Origin of the sequence: Acetobacter sp. DsW_54, assembly GCF_002153575.1 — a bacterium.
GTDB classification, from domain to species: domain Bacteria; phylum Pseudomonadota; class Alphaproteobacteria; order Acetobacterales; family Acetobacteraceae; genus Acetobacter; species Acetobacter fabarum.
This window is the reverse complement of sequence record NZ_JOPD01000011.1, coordinates 62,216-78,515: the sequence shown is the minus strand read 5'-3', so window position 1 is coordinate 78,515 and position 16,300 is coordinate 62,216. Positions and strand designations below refer to the sequence as shown.

Annotated in this window: 15 protein-coding genes; 1 reads left to right on the top strand and 14 read right to left on the bottom strand. The window is 60.0% G+C overall.

All coding sequences use genetic code 11. The annotated features are described in order from the left end of the window. Positions 1–197 precede the first annotated feature (197 nt). The 7 genes from HK20_RS06370 to HK20_RS06340 form a co-directional block, all read right to left on the bottom strand. Positions 198–629 (bottom strand): DUF1489 family protein, encoded by a 432-nt coding sequence (locus HK20_RS06370; protein WP_086646246.1) that lies wholly within the window; start codon positions 627–629, stop codon positions 198–200. A gap of 44 nt (positions 630–673) precedes the next feature. Continuing rightward, entirely contained in the window at positions 674–1,828 is a 1,155-nt protein-coding gene (gene hemW, locus HK20_RS06365) for a radical SAM family heme chaperone HemW (RefSeq protein ID WP_086646245.1), read from the bottom strand. A gap of 4 nt (positions 1,829–1,832) precedes the next feature. Then, entirely contained in the window at positions 1,833–3,824 is a 1,992-nt protein-coding gene (locus HK20_RS06360) for a potassium transporter Kup (RefSeq protein ID WP_086646244.1), read from the bottom strand. Between the two features lie 121 nt (positions 3,825–3,945). Beyond that, the gene (locus HK20_RS06355; protein ID WP_086646243.1) at positions 3,946–4,644 is read right to left on the bottom strand and encodes a YggS family pyridoxal phosphate-dependent enzyme; all 699 of its coding nucleotides are present in this window, start codon (positions 4,642–4,644) and stop codon (positions 3,946–3,948) included. A gap of 63 nt (positions 4,645–4,707) precedes the next feature. After that, positions 4,708–5,733 (bottom strand): NAD(P)H-quinone oxidoreductase, encoded by a 1,026-nt coding sequence (locus HK20_RS06350; protein WP_086646242.1) that lies wholly within the window; start codon positions 5,731–5,733, stop codon positions 4,708–4,710. Between the two features lie 121 nt (positions 5,734–5,854). Continuing rightward, on the bottom strand, positions 5,855–7,624 hold the full coding sequence (locus HK20_RS06345) for a chloride channel protein (RefSeq protein WP_086646260.1): 1,770 nt from the start codon (positions 7,622–7,624) through the stop codon (positions 5,855–5,857). A gap of 89 nt (positions 7,625–7,713) precedes the next feature. Then, positions 7,714–8,706, bottom strand: a complete 993-nt coding sequence (locus tag HK20_RS06340) for an ABC transporter substrate-binding protein (protein WP_143296462.1) — start codon at positions 8,704–8,706, stop codon at positions 7,714–7,716. Positions 8,707–8,856: 150 nt separating this feature from the next. Between HK20_RS06340 and HK20_RS06335 the strand changes: the two genes are divergently transcribed. Next, the gene (locus HK20_RS06335) at positions 8,857–9,081 is read left to right on the top strand and encodes a hypothetical protein (protein ID WP_179290135.1); all 225 of its coding nucleotides are present in this window, start codon (positions 8,857–8,859) and stop codon (positions 9,079–9,081) included. Between the two features lie 50 nt (positions 9,082–9,131). Here HK20_RS06335 and HK20_RS06330 read toward each other — a convergent pair whose 3' ends face one another. Genes HK20_RS06330 through HK20_RS06300 form a run of 7 tightly spaced genes read right to left on the bottom strand, consistent with a single transcriptional unit; the run spans position 9,132 to position 16,293 of the window. Next, positions 9,132–9,359, bottom strand: coding sequence for a hypothetical protein (locus HK20_RS06330; RefSeq protein WP_086646239.1), 228 nt, complete (start codon positions 9,357–9,359; stop codon positions 9,132–9,134). A gap of 13 nt (positions 9,360–9,372) precedes the next feature. Then, positions 9,373–9,951: a gluconokinase gene (locus tag HK20_RS06325; RefSeq protein ID WP_086646238.1), complete on the bottom strand. Its 579-nt coding sequence runs from the start codon at positions 9,949–9,951 to the stop codon at positions 9,373–9,375. Between the two features lie 2 nt (positions 9,952–9,953). Next, positions 9,954–10,667 carry a ribose-5-phosphate isomerase RpiA gene (gene rpiA / locus HK20_RS06320; RefSeq protein WP_086646237.1) on the bottom strand — a complete coding sequence of 238 codons (714 nt, stop codon included), beginning with the start codon at positions 10,665–10,667 and terminating at the stop codon, positions 9,954–9,956. 17 nt (positions 10,668–10,684) lie between these two features. Further along, entirely contained in the window at positions 10,685–11,434 is a 750-nt protein-coding gene (gene pgl, locus HK20_RS06315) for a 6-phosphogluconolactonase (RefSeq protein ID WP_086646259.1), read from the bottom strand. Between the two features lie 17 nt (positions 11,435–11,451). Then, complete coding sequence (locus HK20_RS06310; protein ID WP_086646258.1) at positions 11,452–12,360, bottom strand: HAD family hydrolase; 909 nt, start codon at positions 12,358–12,360, stop codon at positions 11,452–11,454. A gap of 53 nt (positions 12,361–12,413) precedes the next feature. Beyond that, positions 12,414–13,412, bottom strand: a complete 999-nt coding sequence (gnd, locus tag HK20_RS06305; protein WP_086646236.1) for a phosphogluconate dehydrogenase (NAD(+)-dependent, decarboxylating) — start codon at positions 13,410–13,412, stop codon at positions 12,414–12,416. Between the two features lie 25 nt (positions 13,413–13,437). Beyond that, positions 13,438–16,293, bottom strand: coding sequence for a bifunctional transaldolase/phosoglucose isomerase (locus HK20_RS06300; RefSeq protein ID WP_086646235.1), 2,856 nt, complete (start codon positions 16,291–16,293; stop codon positions 13,438–13,440). Positions 16,294–16,300: the final 7 nt, after the last annotated feature.

Here is a 16,300-nt window from a genome sequence, read left to right as displayed (position 1 = left end):
GTGTTGCCGCCGTGAAAGGGCAGTGTCCTAGGCCTCTAGACGAACGGGACAGAGGCGTTGTTGAGCCGCTGTTTAGAGTGGAATGTACGGAGCGTCAAGCAACTAAATGACATTTGTGCATTTTTTTTTAAACGAGAGGCCAATGCTCTGGCATTCTCCCATGCGGGCGCGCTGTTCCATGCCGGGTTGGGGCTGCCTTACAACCCAAGCAGGGTCAGTTCCTTTTGTAACGCAGGGGGAAGGTCGTCATGCCGCGCGCTGCTGCTCAGGTCGGGCGGTGCGTCAGCCGGGTTCAGGTACCGCCAGCCCTGAAAAGGGCGCAGGGCGCGGGCTTCCACCCGGATGATGGTGGGGTCGATAAAAAGCAATGTGCCATTTGTGCCATCGGCCCGTGTTTCGGGTTGAATGTCCACAAGGCGCTGGCGGCACAGGATAAGCCCCGCAATAACCCGGTAAAGTGAACCACCCTGGAGCAGTGCTGCCGCCTGCTTGGGAAAAGTCCGTGTGTGTACAACAGGCAGCATTGTGCCGCTGCCGGGGTGGCGGCGCTGGTTGGCGGGTAAACGTTGGCGCTCCGCCAGCTCATCCAGCGAGGAAACACCAACAACAAGTTTGATCAGGTTTATCATGTCCCTCACATGGTGGTGGTCAGGTATGGAACACCCTGCCGGAGTTAGAGCACAAGAGCTGCCAGAAGGGCCTCAAGCCGCAGTCTGCCTTCTGCTGTGGCGCGGAGTGTCTGGTCGTCGCGTATCAGGTAGCCTTCGCGCAGTGCCTGCTCCAGAATGGTCTGGTCCACGGCGTTGTCCAGTTCCATGCCGGTGCGGGCTGCAAAACGGGCCAGATGAATACCTTCATGCACACGTAGGCCCATCAGCAGCATTTCCTGCGCACGGTCATGGGGTGTGAGGTCTTCTTCCGATGTCTGGCCGGTGCCTGTGTGTTCCACCCGTTCGGCCCAAGGTTCGGGCGCACGGTGGCGGCGTGTGGCCTTGAGCGCATTGCCAAAGCTCAGACGGCCATGTGCCCCCGGGCCAATGCCCAGATAATCTCCGTACCGCCAGTAGGTCAGGTTATGCTGGCTCTCGCTGCCGGGGCGCGCGTAGTTGGACACTTCATACGCTGCCATGCCGTGGGCCTGTGTGAGTTCGGCCGTGGTTTCGTACAGGGCGGCGGCTGTATCACTGTCGGGCAGGGTAAACGTGCCTTGGCGGTAGAGGGCTTCAAACCGCGTGCCCGGCTCGATTGTGAGCTGGTAGAGGGAAAGGTGGTCATCTGCCAGTTGCAGGGCCGTGGCCAGTTCCTGCCGCCATGCGGCAATGCTCTGTTCTGGCCGGGCGTAGATCAGGTCAAATGTCAGGCGGGGGAACAGGCTGCGTGCTGTCTCCAGCGCCGCGCGGGCCTGTGCCGCGGAATGCTCCCGGCCCAGAAAGGCAAGAGCCCGGTCCTCCAGCGCCTGAATACCAAGGGAGACACGGTTGATACCCGCCTGACGGAACTGGTGTAGCCGCCCAGCCTCCACGCTGGTCGGGTTGGCTTCCAGCGTGATCTCCATGTCCGGAGCTGCGTCAAACAGGGTGCGGGCATCTTCTATCAGGGCTGCCACGGTTTCTGGCGCCATGAGCGAGGGTGTGCCGCCGCCAAAGAAGATGGATGTTAGCTTCCGGCGGCCCAGCCGTGCGGCGTCGTGCGCCAGCTCGGCCCGGAGTGCCTTGGCAAACCGGGCCTGCGGAATATGCTCGCGTACATGGGAGTTGAAGTCACAGTACGGGCATTTGGCCAGACAGAACGGCCAGTGGATGTAAAGGGCGAGTGGTTCGTGCTGCACGCGCTCAGATGGCTACCTTTACGCCCAGTTCCACCACGCGATCGGGCGGAATACGGAAGAACTCCATGCTCGAAGTCGAGTTACGCAGCATGAACAGGAAGATGGACATCCGCCACCGCGACATGCGTGGCACCGAGGAGCGTGTGACCAGCTCGCGCGATGTGAAGTACGAGGCCTGAAGGGCATCAAAGTCCACCCCATTGGCTTTGAGCTCTTCCAGCGCGCGGGGGATGTTGGGCATTTCCATAAAGCCGTAGCGCAGGATGACCCGGTACACATCCGGTGCCAGTTCTTCCACCGTTACGCGGTGGCCGCGTTCGGCTTCCGGCTGGTCAAGGTTCTGCACGGTTACAAACAGCACGTGGTCATGCAGGATCTTGTTGTGGCGCAGGTTATGCAGCAGGCAGGGTGGCACAAAGTCGGGCGTGCTGGTCATGAACACGGCCATGCCCGGCACACGGATAATGGTGCGCGACTGGGGCAGACGGGCAATAAAGGAGCCCATGGGCAGGCTGTCCTGCCGCTGGCGGGCAATAATAAGACCGCGGCCCTTTTTCCATGTCGTCATCATCAGTGTCAGCACGCAGCCGAGCATTACGGGTACCCACCCGCCATCAGGGATTTTGAGCGCATTGGCGGTAAAGAACGTGCCATCGAGCAGCAAAAAGCCGCCAAACACCATGCCAACCTGCCATGCGGGCCAGTTGAAGTGCTTGCGAAAGACCGCAATGGCCAGAATGGAGGTGCAGATAAACGTGCCCGTAACCGCAATGCCGTAGGCCGAGGCCAGAGCATCCGAACTGCGGAAGGCCAGCACCAGCAGCACGGCACCCACAGCAAGGAAGCGGTTGAAGTCGGGCAGGTAGATCTGGCCTTCTTCTTCCGCATTGGTGTGGGTAATGCGCAGGCGCGGCATGTAACCGAGCTGAATAAGCTGGCGGCAGAGCGAGAACCCGCCCGAAATCCCGGCCTGGCTGGCAATAACCGTTGCCAGTGTGGACAGCACCACCATTGGCCCCTGCATCCAGTGCGGGCATAGCAGGAAGAACGGGTTAGCCAGCGCCTTGGGGTCTGCAATAACCAGTGCGGCCTGCCCAAAGTAGTTCAGCACCAGCATGGGCAGCACAAAAAACAGCCATGCGTAGCGGATGGGAGCGCGGCCAAAATGCCCCATATCCGCATACAGCGCCTCTGCCCCGGTTACGCACAGCACAACCGCCCCAAGGGCCAGAAAGGAGAGTTTGCCGTGGTAAAACACAAACTCCAGCGCATAGGTGGGGGAGAGGGAGAGCAGAATATGCGGGTGGTGCATGATCTCGATAACGCCGAGCGTACCCAGCGTACCAAACCAGAGCAGCATGATCGGGCCGAATATGGTGCCCACCCGGCCGGTACCCACCCATTGCACGCTAAACAGGCTGATAATGACCAGTATGGCAACCGGGATAACCACCTCGTGTGCTGCGGGAATACTGACTTCCACCCCTTCGATGGCTGAAAGCACGGAAATGGCGGGGGTAATAATGCCATCCCCAAAAAACAGACAGGTGCCAATAATCCCGACCATGCCAAGCACCAGCCGCGTTCGCGTGCTGGTGGTCACGCGTTGGGCCAGGGACATGATCGCCAGAATACCGCCCTCGCCATTATGGTCTGCCCGCATGATGAGCAGCACATATTTAACGGTCACGATCAGGATCAGGGTCCAGAAGATAAGGCTGGCAACCCCCATGATTTCCCACGGCTCCACCTTGTGGTGGTCAGAAATGACCTCCACCGTGGACCGAAAGGCGTAAAGCGGGCTTGTGCCAATATCACCATAAACAACACCCAGCACGCTCAGCAGGGCAGCAAAGCCTACGGGTGCCATGGCATGTTGGGGTTGATCCGCGTCGAACTCGGCAATCCGCCGTGGTTCTGGTGCTCCGGTGGTCTGGGGCGTCTCGCCTGGAGCCGGGGCGGAACCTTTGGGCGTTGTACTGTCGGCGTCGGTCATGGCATTTCTGGCTCCGCGTCAGGGGCAGAAGAAGAAAAAAGAAATTCTAGGATGCCCTGCATAAAGTGCGCAGAGTGCCAGAGGCAAGGCATACCGGCTACCATTATTGAGAATGGGCCGTTCAGGCTAGTGCCGGGCGTGGGCCAAATATGGCGCTGCCAACCCGTACAAGGGTGGCACCGTGCGCAATGGCCTGCTCAAAATCGGCCGACATGCCCATGGACAGCACAGGCAGGCCATGGGTCTGGGCCATACTGCGCAGGAGCTGAAAATGCGGGACCGGATTCTGCTCTGCAGGGGGGATGCACATCAACCCCCGCAGGGATGGGCCAAATCGCTTCTGGCACAGGCGTATAAACGCATCGGCCTCTTCTTTTGGCACACCAAACTTCTGGGGTTCATCACCTGTGTTGACCTCCACCAGCAGGTCGGGCAGCCGGCCCTGCGCATCTGCCGCGCGGGCAATGGCATCCACCAGTGCGGGGCGGTCGAGGCTTTCAATCATATCGGCAATGCGGACTGCCTCGCGCGCCTTGTTGGTCTGTAGGCCCCCAATCAGGTGCAGCCGCAGGTCGGGGTTGGCGGCCCGTAGGGGTGGGAACTTGGCTGTGGCCTCCTGCACCCGGTTTTCACCAAACACACACTGCCCCGCGGCAAGAGCCTCCTGCACGCTTTGCAGGGGGTGGAATTTGGAGACGGCCACCAGTGTCACCTCAGCCGGGTCGCGCCCGGCGGCAAGGGCTGCGGCGTGCATGCTGCAGCGCACGGCGCAAAGCCGATCGGCAATGCTGGACGTGGCGGAAGGGAGAGACGTATCCATGGGGCCCCGGAAGTGCTTGCAAAACGGAAAGGCAGGGTTGCCCCTGCTCTAGTATCTTTCCTTTTAGGCGGGGGAGACCGTTAAGACAATTTTGCCAATGTGGTTACCTTCCTCCAGCGCCTTATGCGCCTGATCGGCCTGCGCGAGAGGGAAGGTGGCATGAATAAGCGGTTTTATGCTCCCCCGGTCCAGCAGGGGCCATACCTGCTCATGCAGTTCGCGGGCAATGCGGGCCTTGTTGGCGCTGTCTCTGGGGCGCAGGCTGCTGCCTGTTACGGTCAGGCGGCGGGTCATAATCCGGGCCAGATCGGCCTGTTCCGCCTTGGCGCCTCCCTGAAGGGCAATAATGACCAGCCGGCCATCAAGCGTGAGGGATTTGAGGTTGCGGTTGAAGTAAGCGCCGCCAATCATGTCCAGAATAATGTTCACGCCCTGATCGTGGGTCAGTTCGCGGATACGGGTTAAAAAATCTTCTGTGCGGTAGTTAATGGCCGTGGCCCCCAGCTCCGTGCACAGGGCGCATTTTTCATCTGTGCCAGCGGTTGCAAAAGCCTGCCCGCCAAAGGCTTTGACAAGCTGAATGGCCGTTGTGCCAATACCGCTGGTACCGCCATGGATCAGCACCCGTGCACCGGGTTCGGGCATGGTCGGCATGAACAGGTTGGACCAGACGGTAAAATAGGTTTCCGGCAGTGCGGCGGCCTGCTCGGCATTAAAACCCTTGGGCCATGGCAGGCACTGGCCTGCGGGCACAAGGCAGTACTGCGCATAGCCGCCGCCATTGGTTAAGGCGCATACACGGCTGCCGGGGGCGGGCATGGGGGTGCCCTCCTGTGGCAGGCCACAGGCGACTACTTCGCCCGCTATTTCCAGTCCAAGCCGGGGGCAGGCTCCGGGCGGAGGGGGGTAAAGTCCCTTGCGCTGCATAAGGTCGGGGCGGTTAACGCCTGCGGCCATGACGCGTACCAGCACTTCCCCCCGGCCGGGTTGGGGAACCTGCAGGGTTTCAAGGTGCAAAACGTCTGGCTCTCCGGGTTCGGTAAAGCAGATTGCTTGCATGGAGGATGGAACAACAGGTGCAGCAGGCATGGGACACCGCCGGTTTTTGATAACAATCAGACCCTGTTATTATGGGGGGTAGCCGTGCGGGGCAAAAGAGGCCGGGCGATCACGTCCGTGCTACGTGGCGCGGAGGCAGGCGGTTGCCGGGCTATTTACCGTGTTTTTCTCCCGCCAGTTCGCGGCGGGTGCGTTCGAGTTCTTCCGCGTAACGGCGCAGGACGTAACGCTCGCTGAGAATACCCAGCACATGGCCTTCCCTGTCTGTTACGGCCAGCGCCGGGCGGGTTGTGCGCTCAAAGGCGGCGACGGCATGCCCGATTGAAAAATCGGGGGAAAGCACCTCCCCGTCATGCTCCACCAGAGCGGAAAGGGGCTGGTCGGGGGCAATGGTAATAGACTGGATCAGGTTGCTTTCCAGCAGTCCGGCGTAATGGTTCTGGCCATTGTGCAGCACGATATAGCGGGGCATGCGCCCGGCAAAGTTTGTGCGGGCCGTAGCAACGGTTGTGTCTGCGGCCAGCGTATCCAGCTCCGTGCGCATCATGCGGCCTACGGTTAAGGTGCGCATCCACCCCACATCTACACCGGAGCGAATATTTTCCCCCCGCAGGTGGAAGCGCCATGTGGCGAAGGAGTAGCCAAAAATGCGTTTGACCGTAAAGGAGGCAACAAGGGCGGTCAGGGCTACGGCGGCGGTCAGGTTGGCGCTGTGGGTGGTTTCCAGCGTGAGCAGGATCATGGTCAGCGGTCCGCCAATAATGGCGGTGGCCAGCGCGCACATGCCCGCAATCGTGCACAGCCCCAGAGAAAGATCCATAACGGGGGCGACCACACTGGCAAAAGCGGCCCCGGTCAGTACTCCCAGATAAAGCGAGGCAAAAAACAGTCCCCCCCTGAACCCCGACCCGATTGAGAGGGTAGAGGCCGCTGCCTTGAGCAACAAAAGCCCCAATGCGGCCCAGAGCAGGGGTGGGCTGACCAGCCCCGCCCGCATGGCAATATGGCCCGAGGACAGAACGGTGGGGGATATAATGGCCAGCCCGCCGACCAGCAGCCCCCCCACCATGGGCCGTAGCCACAGGGGCTTGATGCACACCGCAAAAATCTGTTCCGCGTAGGCGGCACTTTTCATGAGTGCAACGCCGATCAGGGCGGAAACACCCCCCAGCACCGCCAGAAGGGGGTAGGCCAGTGCTGGAATATCCTGCGGAATGGTCATGGTAATGGCGGGGAGTGTTTCCCCCGTCAGGTGCACAACAGCCAGCGCACATAGGGAGGCGCAGGCAACCGGGGCCAGCAGGGGAAAAGCGTAGGAACCTATAATGAGTTCAAATGCGTAAAATGCCCCTGCGAGGGGGGCATCAAAAGCGCCACCAATGGCCCCGGCTGCGCCACACCCCACAAGCAGGCGTACATCAGCCCGGTGCATGCGCAGGTTGCGCCCGATGCGTGAGCCAAAGGCCGCACCAATCTGGGTAAATCCCGCTTCCAGCCCAAGGGAAATACCACAGCCGTTGGAAAGAATGGTCTGCCCCGTTACAATCAGGCTATCCCGCAGGGACATACGCCCCCCATGCAGGGCATTGGCCTCGATCGGGTCAACCGGTCTGTGGCGGTTGTGGCGTTGCAGGGTGTAATGCCAAAGCCCCAGCAGCAGGCCACCAATGGCCGGTACCAGCAGGGCGCGCCAGGGAGCCACGTGCTCCAGCCCGGACAGGCGCTTGTAACCGGGAGCCAGCAGATTATGGGCGAGCAAGGTGGTAAAGGTGATCAGGCTTACGGCCAGCCCTGCCAGCACGCCGGTTATGGCCCCCAGAACAAGCAGCCAGAGCGAATCCGTGCGCACCAGTGCCCGCAGGGCCGCAAGCCACCGGGCTGGCGTCTTATGGGAGCGCAGGTGTTCCAGCAACGCTGTCATGCTGCATGGCATAACAGCATGGGGGCAGGGCGTCCAATAAGATGTATGAATGCCATACCGCTTATGGGGCAGCCTGCTATTGCGCTGGCTTATGGGGCAGGGGGCTGTGCTGCCAGAATGCGCGAAATATCATCCTCGCTCAGATGGTAGCGGAAGAAGATGTTGTAAAAATTGCGCAGTGCGGTCCGTATATCCAGGTCCGCGAACAAGGTGGGGTGGAGTTTTTTTGCAACCCACTGGACCTGTAGCAGGGCTTCGCAGCCGTAGCGGTCCCATGCAAATACCCCTTTGGGGTTGGTCCACCATTTTTGCTGCTGGAAGGCGTTGAGCGTGCGCAGGGGGGAAGATTCGGGGAGTTCCCCGGCGGCGGAGTCCACAATAACCACATCGGGGTTCCACACAGCGATCTGCTCAAAGCTGACTGGCCTGTGATTGCCTGCAATTTTTGCGGCGTTGATGCCTCCGGCGGCCTGAATCCAAGCATCAATCAGGGTTTTCTGCCCATCAATCTGCAGGGGGGAAAAACGGGCAATGTGGAGCACGCGTGGGCGTTCGGTCGCAGGAACCTGTGCCGTGCGGAACTTGAGCAGCTCCAGCACGCGCTCCATTTCCTGGCGGTAACGCTTGGCGGTATTATGGGCCTCCTGCGTGCCAATGGCCTCGGCACTCATGTCCAGCGAACTCAGCAGGTCTGGCATGGTCATGTATTCGGCAGCAAGGGCTGCCACGCCTGCGCGCCTGAGCTCTTCCGCCTTGGCTTTGGTGGGCACAAATGTCAGGCCAATTCTGTTGGCCAGCAGGTATTCCGCGCTGGCCGTATCGGGTTTGACACCCATATGCGCCATGTACAGAACGGGAGAAATTTTGAAAAGCCAGGGATTATCGCCCGGATTTTCCGCCGTGACCCGTATGCGCGGTGCCGCACCCAGCATGACACTTATTTCGTTATGGGCAAACCACAGGTCGGCAATGGGGGGGGCAGCATCCTTGATCTCGACCGTTGCGCCACTCATATCTGTTACAAGGCGGGCCTGTGCGTGCAGGGGAACGCAAAAAGCAAGGCTTGCAGCCATGGCTGCCATAATGCGTGGCAGGCTGAAATATCTGGGGCGGTGGAAGGTCATGCGCTTATCCTAATTTCAGATATATTAAAATATGGACAGGCGGCTTGCAAGCCACATCGGCGGGGGAGGCAAACGCCCCGCAGCCATACCAGCAGAAGGCGGCAGAGTGTGCGCAAACATAGTGTTATGGTGGGGGACAGGGTTCTGTATTACGCAGCGCAGTTATCGCACGCGCAGCGTTTTGCCCGCGCCCGGCAGGCGGAGGGCATACAGGCCTATGTTGTGCCCGACCCAACGCCCCAGCGCACCCGCACAGCACGCATAAACCCCCTGACCGGCAAGCCTTACAATAAACCCCAGACCGGCAGGCAGGCAGCAAAACGGAAAGCCTGAGCTTTATGGCTCATGTTATGCGCGAATGGCGAACTATTGGGTTTTTAACGTCAGACCGTAACCGTGCGGTTACGGCGCCAGCTATCTTCCAGTGCATCGGCTGGGTCGGGGTGGAGGTCACTCCATGCGCCATCCTGTCCGGGGGCATGGGCCAGTGCCCGCCATTGGGCCTCCCCCGCCTGCCGCTCCACCACCACATGCCACGATGGGGGAATGCGGCCTAACAGGCGTTCCATTTTTTGGCCCGAGGTCAGTGGTTTGGCGTAGTTATGCCCCATAACTGGCGGTCTTTCAGTGTTTGCTGGCTTTGAGCAGACCCATGATCTCGGCAATGGTTTCTGCTGGCTGGTGCAGGGTTGGCAGGGACCATGCAGCCTCGTCCGGGTGTGGGGGTTCTAATGTTTCCAACTGGTTGGGCAGTTGCTCGGGGGGCATAAAGTGGCCTGTGCGTGTGCTTAGGCGTGTGTGCAAAGTTCCTTCATCTGCATGTAGATAAACAAACTGCACAGTCAGCCCCTGTGCACGCAGCATAGTGCGATATGCACGCTTGAGTGCCGAGCACGCCAGAATACCACCGGTATTGCGTTCCGCGCAGGATTTGAGCCATGCGTGGCACCGCTCCAGCCATGCTTTGCGGTCTGTGTCGGTCAGGGGAATACCATCGCGCATTTTGGTAATGCTGCTGGCATCGTGCAGGGTGTCCGCATCCAGCCATGGCCAGCCCAGTTCGTTATGCAGGCCTTCGGCAATAGTGGTTTTACCAGACCCACAAACCCCCATGACAACAATAAGGCGTTTGCCAATACCATGTGCCGCAGGCTGGGCGGGCAGAACATGCCCGGGCGGAAAAGCTGAACTGTTCAAAGACATGCCTAGCTCCCTTGTGGTGTGATGATCCGAATACCTTCCGGGCCTGCGGTAATGGTCTGTGTGGCCATGTGCAGGAAAAGCCCATGTTCTACCACGCCAACAATGCCATACAGGGCGTGGCTCAGCTCTTCGGGCTCCATAATGGCTGGAAAAACACAATCCATGATCAGGTTTTTTTCATCCGTGAGAAAAAAAGACCCATCGCGCATGCGCCGCGGTGTAACCTGTGCCCCCAAAAGCCCCAGCTTGCGTGCGGCATTTTCCCATCCAAAGGGAATAACCTCTACAGGTAGGGGGCAGCGCATGCCTAAGTGGTCCACGTATTTGCTGGCATCAGCCACCACCACAAACTGGGCTGCTGCGGCTGCCACAATTTTTTCCCACAGGAGTGCGCCGCCCAGCCCTTTGATCAGGTTCAGGGTTTTGGGTTCAATTTCATCCGCGCCATCTATGGCCAGATCAAGCTCGGGCTGCTGGCCAAAGGTGGTCAGGGGAATACCCTCTTCACGGGCCTGCTTTTCCGTTACGATGGATGTGGGAATGGCGGTAATCCGCAGCCCTTCCTCGCGAATGCGGCGGCCAAGTTCAGCAACCACAAACTTGGCGGTGGAGCCAGTGCCAAGGCCCACGGCCATACCGCTTTGCACCAGAGATGCGGCTTTTACGGCGGACTGCTGCTTAAAGGCTGCGGCGGGGTCGGGTGTGGTGGTTGTCATCTGTCTGTTTGTCCTTGTTATTCTTGGCCCGATGGGGCTGCGGCCTGGTCTGTAAACCATATCAGTTCGCCTTGCGCCGTAACCGCGCTGGCCGGGCATGCGGGGTCCTGCGCACGAATGCGGGCCAGAATATCCCGTTTGGCGGCACCTTCCACCAAAAAAACCACATGCTGGCTGGAATGAATGGCAGGGTAGGTCAGAGTCAGGCGGGTATGGGGTGCCACGGGGGGCACACAGCTTGCAACCCAAGCACTACGGTTGTCGAGCACAGGCTGGCCGGGAAAAAGCGAGGCCGTATGCCCGTCCGTGCCTATGCCCAGCAACTGCACATCAAAAAAGGGCCGATCTGGTGAAAAATCCTTGGCACCGTAAAGATTTTTCAGGGTCTGTTCGTACGCTCCAGCAGCATCTTCGGCCAGCCCGTGGTCTGGCATGGGAAAAATGTTGTCGGCAGGGATAGGGGCTTTTGAAAAAAGCAGATGCTGCATCATGCCAAAATTGCTGTCGGCATGGTCATGGGGCACAAAGCGGTCATCCCCAATAAAAAACTGCATATTATGCCACGGAAAGCGCGCAACATAGGGTGCGCTGGCCATAAGGGCATACAGATGCTGGGGGGTGGAACCCCCGCTAAGCGCCAGTCGGAACGGTGCTGTATCAGCCTTGGCAAGGCTGCGTTCGAGCAGCCAGTCCGCCAGTCCGGTTATCAGCGCCTCCTGATGGGGAAAAACATGCATGGTTCCAGTGGCGGTGGTCTGTCCGGGCATCATGGGGTCTTTCATACTCATGGAGCGGGTGCCGCATTTGCAGGGGCGGGAGCATAGTGCAGGGCGGGGGCTGTATGGCAACGGGGCAGCACAAACTCCATTATCGCGCGGGCCCAGCCCTCCTGCGTGTTGGGGGTGGTTATGCAATGCGCGTAGGCCTGCACATCCGGGGTGGACTGGCCCATTGCAATGGCAAGCCCGGCAATGGCCAGCATGGGGATGTCGTTGTTCATATCCCCAATACAGGCAACTTCGCCCACACTTATGCCATAGTCAGCGGCCAGTTGGCGCACGGCATGCCCTTTGTTGGCATGCAGGGGGGTAATGTCCAAAAACCATTTGCTGGAGAGGACAACACTGGCCTGCCCGGCCAGTTTGCGGCCTATCAGGGCTTCCTGCGCCTGTAGCATGGCGTGGTCTGCGGTGGAGCCGGTAACCTTGCCAATATCATGCACGTAGGCACGCAGGTCGCCCACTTGTGTTGGTGTGCTTTGCACGGTCCGGCTTTCTGCCAGCACAAGGGGGTTCTGCGCATCGCGCACAAGCCACTCATGCCCACGGAACAGCCACGGGTCCACCTGCGGGGCAGCCAGCAGGTTTAGTGCTTCCTGCACGGTTTGCGGGGCGAGTGAGAGGCTGGAGCGGATGGTCCGGTCGGGGTTGAACAGGGTGCCGCCATTAAGCGCGCCATAAGGGGTGCAGACCCTTAACTGCCCAAAATACATTTCCATCCCACCGGGGGGGCGGCTGCTGACAAGGCAGAGGGGCACGCCCGCAAGCTGCAATGCCTGCGCTGCCGCCATGCTTTGGGGGGTAACCTGCTTGTCCGGAGTGAGCAGCGTGCCATCCATGTCGGAAACAACAAGGCGGATCTGGCGGGCAGGAGGGCGTTCGGGGCCATGCCTGTTCTGCCCAAAGCCTGCCATTGTGTTCATCCCCCAATGCCCCGGCCCGTATAAGGGCCGGGGGTAAAAGGCGTTTAGCCTTTGCTTTCTACGTGGCCGCCAAAGCCGAAGCGCATGGCGGACAGGATTTTTTCTGCAAATGTATTGTCACTGCGTGAACGAAAGCGCGTAAACAGTGCAGCCGTCATGACCGGCACAGGAACGGCTTCTTCAATCGCGGCTTCAATGGTCCAGCGGCCTTCGCCCGAATCGCTGACTTCCCCACTGAACTTGGAAAGCTCGCCGTTATTGGCAAGGGCTTGTGCCGTCAGGTCCAGCAGCCAGGAGGACACCACGCTACCCCGGCGCCACACTTCGGCAATATCGGCCATGTTGAGCGAGAACCGTTCGTCCTCGGCCAGAAGCGGGGAGTCCTTGCGGTACATAACGTCAAAGCCTTCGGCAAAGGCCTGCATCATGCCGTATTCAATGCCGTTATGGACCATTTTGACAAAATGACCCGACCCCGCCGGACCACAATACAGGTACCCCTGCTCGGCCCGCGGGTCCAGCCCTTCGCGGTCACGCTCGGGGGTGCGGGGGATATCCCCCATGCCCGGAGCAAGTGCTGCCAGAATGGGGTCAATATGGTCAGCGGCTTCTTTGGCGCCGCCGTACATCATGCAGTAGCCCCGATCCAGCCCCCACACGCCGCCGGATGTGCCAATATCAAGGTAATCAATCCCTTTTTCGGCCAGCACCTTGGCGCGGCGGATATCGTCCTTGTAGTAGGTGTTGCCACCATCAATAACGATGTCGCCCCGGCCCATCAGCCCGGCAAGGGACATAACGGTTTCTTCCGTAATGTCGCCAGCGGGGAGCATGGACCACACAATTTTTCTGGGGCCACGTAGCTGCGTAACAACATCGGCCAGACTGCTTGCCCCTGCTGCGCGGCCGGATTCTGCCCGTGCCACGGTTTTTTCCACCGCAGCAGCGTCCCGGTCGTACACAACAACGTCGTGCCCAAAGCGTGTCAGGCGGACGGCAATGTTGCCCCCCATCCTGCCCAGCCCAACAATGCCTATCTGCATGATCTCTCTCCGCTTTCAGTCTTTATTACAGGGCGTCATGCAGGGCGGAGGCGAGTGCTGCAAGCCCTTCCTTGAGATTGCCACGGATATGCACGCGCAGGGCGCGGCGTTTGCGCTCGCTCAGCACGTCAAAATCACCACGGGCCTGTGCGGCCTTGACCACGCCAAACGTGTAGCTGGTGCCGGGTACGGGCAGGTCACGCGCATTGTCTGCCGTAATCTGGAGGAACACCCCTGTATTGGGGCCACCTTTATAAGCCTGCCCTGTGGAGTGGAGGAAGCGCGGCCCAAAACCTGTTGAGGTGGCAATGGTTTTGGCATCACGCACATGCAGGCGGATGTGCTGGAGCCATTCTGCCGTTTCGCGGTTACGCTCGATAAAGGCGAGCAGGGCCACGTAGTCACCCGGTTTTACGCGGTCAAAATGGGCCTTGAGAACACCACAGGCGCTCTCGGCCTTTACGGCAGCGGCGTTGGTGGGGTCCGTATAAAAGGCTAGAGGCCCAAATTCGGCAAACGGAGCCTGCGCAGGCAGTGTGCCGGTCTGTTCGTAAGCTGCGGTCAGCTTGCGGGTTTCGATTTTTGTGGATTCCACATCGGGCTGGTCAAACGGGTCTATGCCCAGAAAAGCCCCGGCAACAGCGGTTGCCACCTCCCAGCGGAAGAACTCCTGCGCAATCTGGCGCTTGTTGTGCAAGGTGATGGTCAGCACCGGTTGCCCGGCTTCAATCAGGGTTGCAATGGCCTCATCCTGCTCATGCCGGTGTTCGGGGGCCAGACGCAGGTAAACAAACAGCCGGTCGTGGCCATAGCGGCTGGGACCACCCAGAGTTTCGTTATCAACCGGAATAATGCCTTTGCCGTGCTTGCCGGTGGATTCCGCCACCAGCTGCTCCAGCCATGCCCCAAAGCTTGCAATCTGGGGTGTGGCAATAATGCTCAGCTTGTCACGGCCCAGTGCCTGAGCGGCAACGCCCATAAGTGTGCCAAGCTGCACACCGGGGTTGAGCGCGGGTGGCACGCTGGCATCGCACAGGCGTACGCCACGCAGGGCATCTTCCAAAAACAGGCGGATGGGCACACCGGCGGCAGCCGCTGGCACAAGCCCGAAGTTGGAGAGAATGGAATAGCGCCCGCCAATTTTGGGGTCGCCTGCAAAAACCTTCCAGAACCCTTCCTGCCGGGCTAGTGCCTCCAGCTTGGAGCCGGGGTCTGTAATGGCTACAAAATGCGCGCCTGCTTTATCCTTGAGGGCGCGCTTGGCCAGATCCTGAAAATAGGACAGCATAATATTGGGCTCAAGCGTGCTGCCGGATTTGGAGGCAACAATAAACAGCGTGTGCTCAGGGTCTATCTTGCGCTCAAAGGCCGCAACCTGCTGCGGGTCCGTGCTGTCCAGCACATACAGGTGGCCAAAGCCTTCATGCTTGCCAAAGGTCATGGCCAGCACTTCCGGCCCCATGCTGGAGCCGCCCATGCCCATCAGCAGCACCTGCTTGAAGCCGCGCGCCTTGACCTCGGCCTGAAACGCTTCCAGCTCGTCCACATGGGCCAGCCGTTCGTCCACAACATCCAGCCAGTTCAGCCAGTCGGATTCGGAATTGCCGGTCCAGACGGAGGCATCCTTGCGCCACAGCCGGCGGATGGTGCCATCCTTGCGCCATGCTTCCAGCCCCGTATCCAGCGCCGTTTGCAGGTCGGCTGGCAGGTTGGTTCTGGACGTGGTCAGCTTGTTGCCCATCAGGGCGATCTGTTTGGCAGCAACGGAACCAAGGAGGGCGTCAAACGCATCTTCAAACGCGCTCACACCTTCATTGAGCAGCGTGGTGGTTACGCCATCCAGGTCAAGGCCAAGGCGTTCGGCCTCTTCCATCACCTTGCGGGCTTCGGCCACGCCCTGTGTCAGGCTTTCGCTGACCGTACCGTGGTCGCGGAAGGCATCCATGGTGGCAGGGGGCAGGGTGTTGACTGTCTGCGGGCCGATCAGCGTGTCCACGTACAGCACATCGCTATAGGTTTTGTCCTTGGTGCCGGTGGAAGCCCATAGCAGACGCTGGGTCTGTGCCCCGGCTTCTTCCAGCGCTTTCCAGCGCGGGGTCTGCATGATGTTCTGCCAGTAGGCATAGGCCATTTTGGCGTTGGCAATGGCTACCTTGCCGCGCAGGCTTTTAAGATGCTCTGCGTCCTTGTCCGCTGCTTTGGTCCGCTGGTCTATGACGGCGTCAATCTTGCCATCAATCCGGCTGACAAAGAACGAGGCCACAGAGGCCACGCGGGACAGATCCCCCCCGCGGGCCTTGAGGTCTTCCAGCCCGCTCAGCCATGCTTCCACTACATCCGCATAGGCTGCGAGTGAGAAAATGAGCGTGACGTTAACGTTAATCCCTGCGGCAATGCTCTGGCGGATGGCCGGAATGCTCTGCGGTGTTGCAGGGATTTTGATCATCAGGTTCGGGGCGTTTACATCTGCCCACAGCCGTTTTGCCTCATGCGCAGTCCCGGCCTCGTCCCGCGCCAGATAGGGGGATACTTCAAGGCTTACAAACCCGTCGCGGCCTTTGGTCTGCTCGTAAACAGGGGCCAGAACATGGGCTGCGGCCTGAATGTCGGCTACGGCAAGCCGCTCGTACAGAGCGCCGGGGGAGAGTGTTTCATGTGCCAGAATATCGCGTATCTGCGGGTCATATTCCGTGCCTTCTCCCATGGCTTTCTGGAAGATGGCCGGGTTGGAGGTTACGCCGCGTATGTCGCCACTGTGCACCAGTTTGGCCAGCGAACCGTCTTCCACAAAGGAGCGGCGGATAAAGTCCAGCCAGGGGGACTGATGGACCGTGGCCAGGGCCTGTAATGGGTTGCTGCCTGTTGGCACAGAGGCGGTCATACGTGCA

Excerpts from the sequence above, each read along its gene's own strand:
- HK20_RS06370 (WP_086646246.1), bottom strand. The coding sequence starts at position 629 with ATGATAAACCTGATCAAACTTGTTGTTGGTGTTTCCTCGCTGGATGAG.
- HK20_RS06360 (WP_086646244.1), bottom strand. The coding sequence starts at position 3,824 with ATGACCGACGCCGACAGTACAACGCCCAAAGGTTCCGCCCCGGCTCCA.
- HK20_RS06355 (WP_086646243.1), bottom strand. The coding sequence starts at position 4,644 with ATGGATACGTCTCTCCCTTCCGCCACGTCCAGCATTGCCGATCGGCTT.
- HK20_RS06350 (WP_086646242.1), bottom strand. The coding sequence starts at position 5,733 with ATGCCTGCTGCACCTGTTGTTCCATCCTCCATGCAAGCAATCTGCTTT.
- HK20_RS06345 (WP_086646260.1), bottom strand. The coding sequence starts at position 7,624 with ATGACAGCGTTGCTGGAACACCTGCGCTCCCATAAGACGCCAGCCCGG.
- HK20_RS06340 (WP_143296462.1), bottom strand. The coding sequence starts at position 8,706 with ATGGCAGCCATGGCTGCAAGCCTTGCTTTTTGCGTTCCCCTGCACGCA.
- HK20_RS06330 (WP_086646239.1), bottom strand. The coding sequence starts at position 9,359 with ATGGGGCATAACTACGCCAAACCACTGACCTCGGGCCAAAAAATGGAA.
- HK20_RS06325 (WP_086646238.1), bottom strand. The coding sequence starts at position 9,951 with ATGTCTTTGAACAGTTCAGCTTTTCCGCCCGGGCATGTTCTGCCCGCC.
- rpiA (WP_086646237.1), bottom strand. The coding sequence starts at position 10,667 with ATGACAACCACCACACCCGACCCCGCCGCAGCCTTTAAGCAGCAGTCC.
- pgl (WP_086646259.1), bottom strand. The coding sequence starts at position 11,434 with ATGCCCGGACAGACCACCGCCACTGGAACCATGCATGTTTTTCCCCAT.
- HK20_RS06310 (WP_086646258.1), bottom strand. The coding sequence starts at position 12,360 with ATGGCAGGCTTTGGGCAGAACAGGCATGGCCCCGAACGCCCTCCTGCC.
- gnd (WP_086646236.1), bottom strand. The coding sequence starts at position 13,412 with ATGCAGATAGGCATTGTTGGGCTGGGCAGGATGGGGGGCAACATTGCC.
- HK20_RS06300 (WP_086646235.1), bottom strand. The coding sequence starts at position 16,293 with ATGACCGCCTCTGTGCCAACAGGCAGCAACCCATTACAGGCCCTGGCC.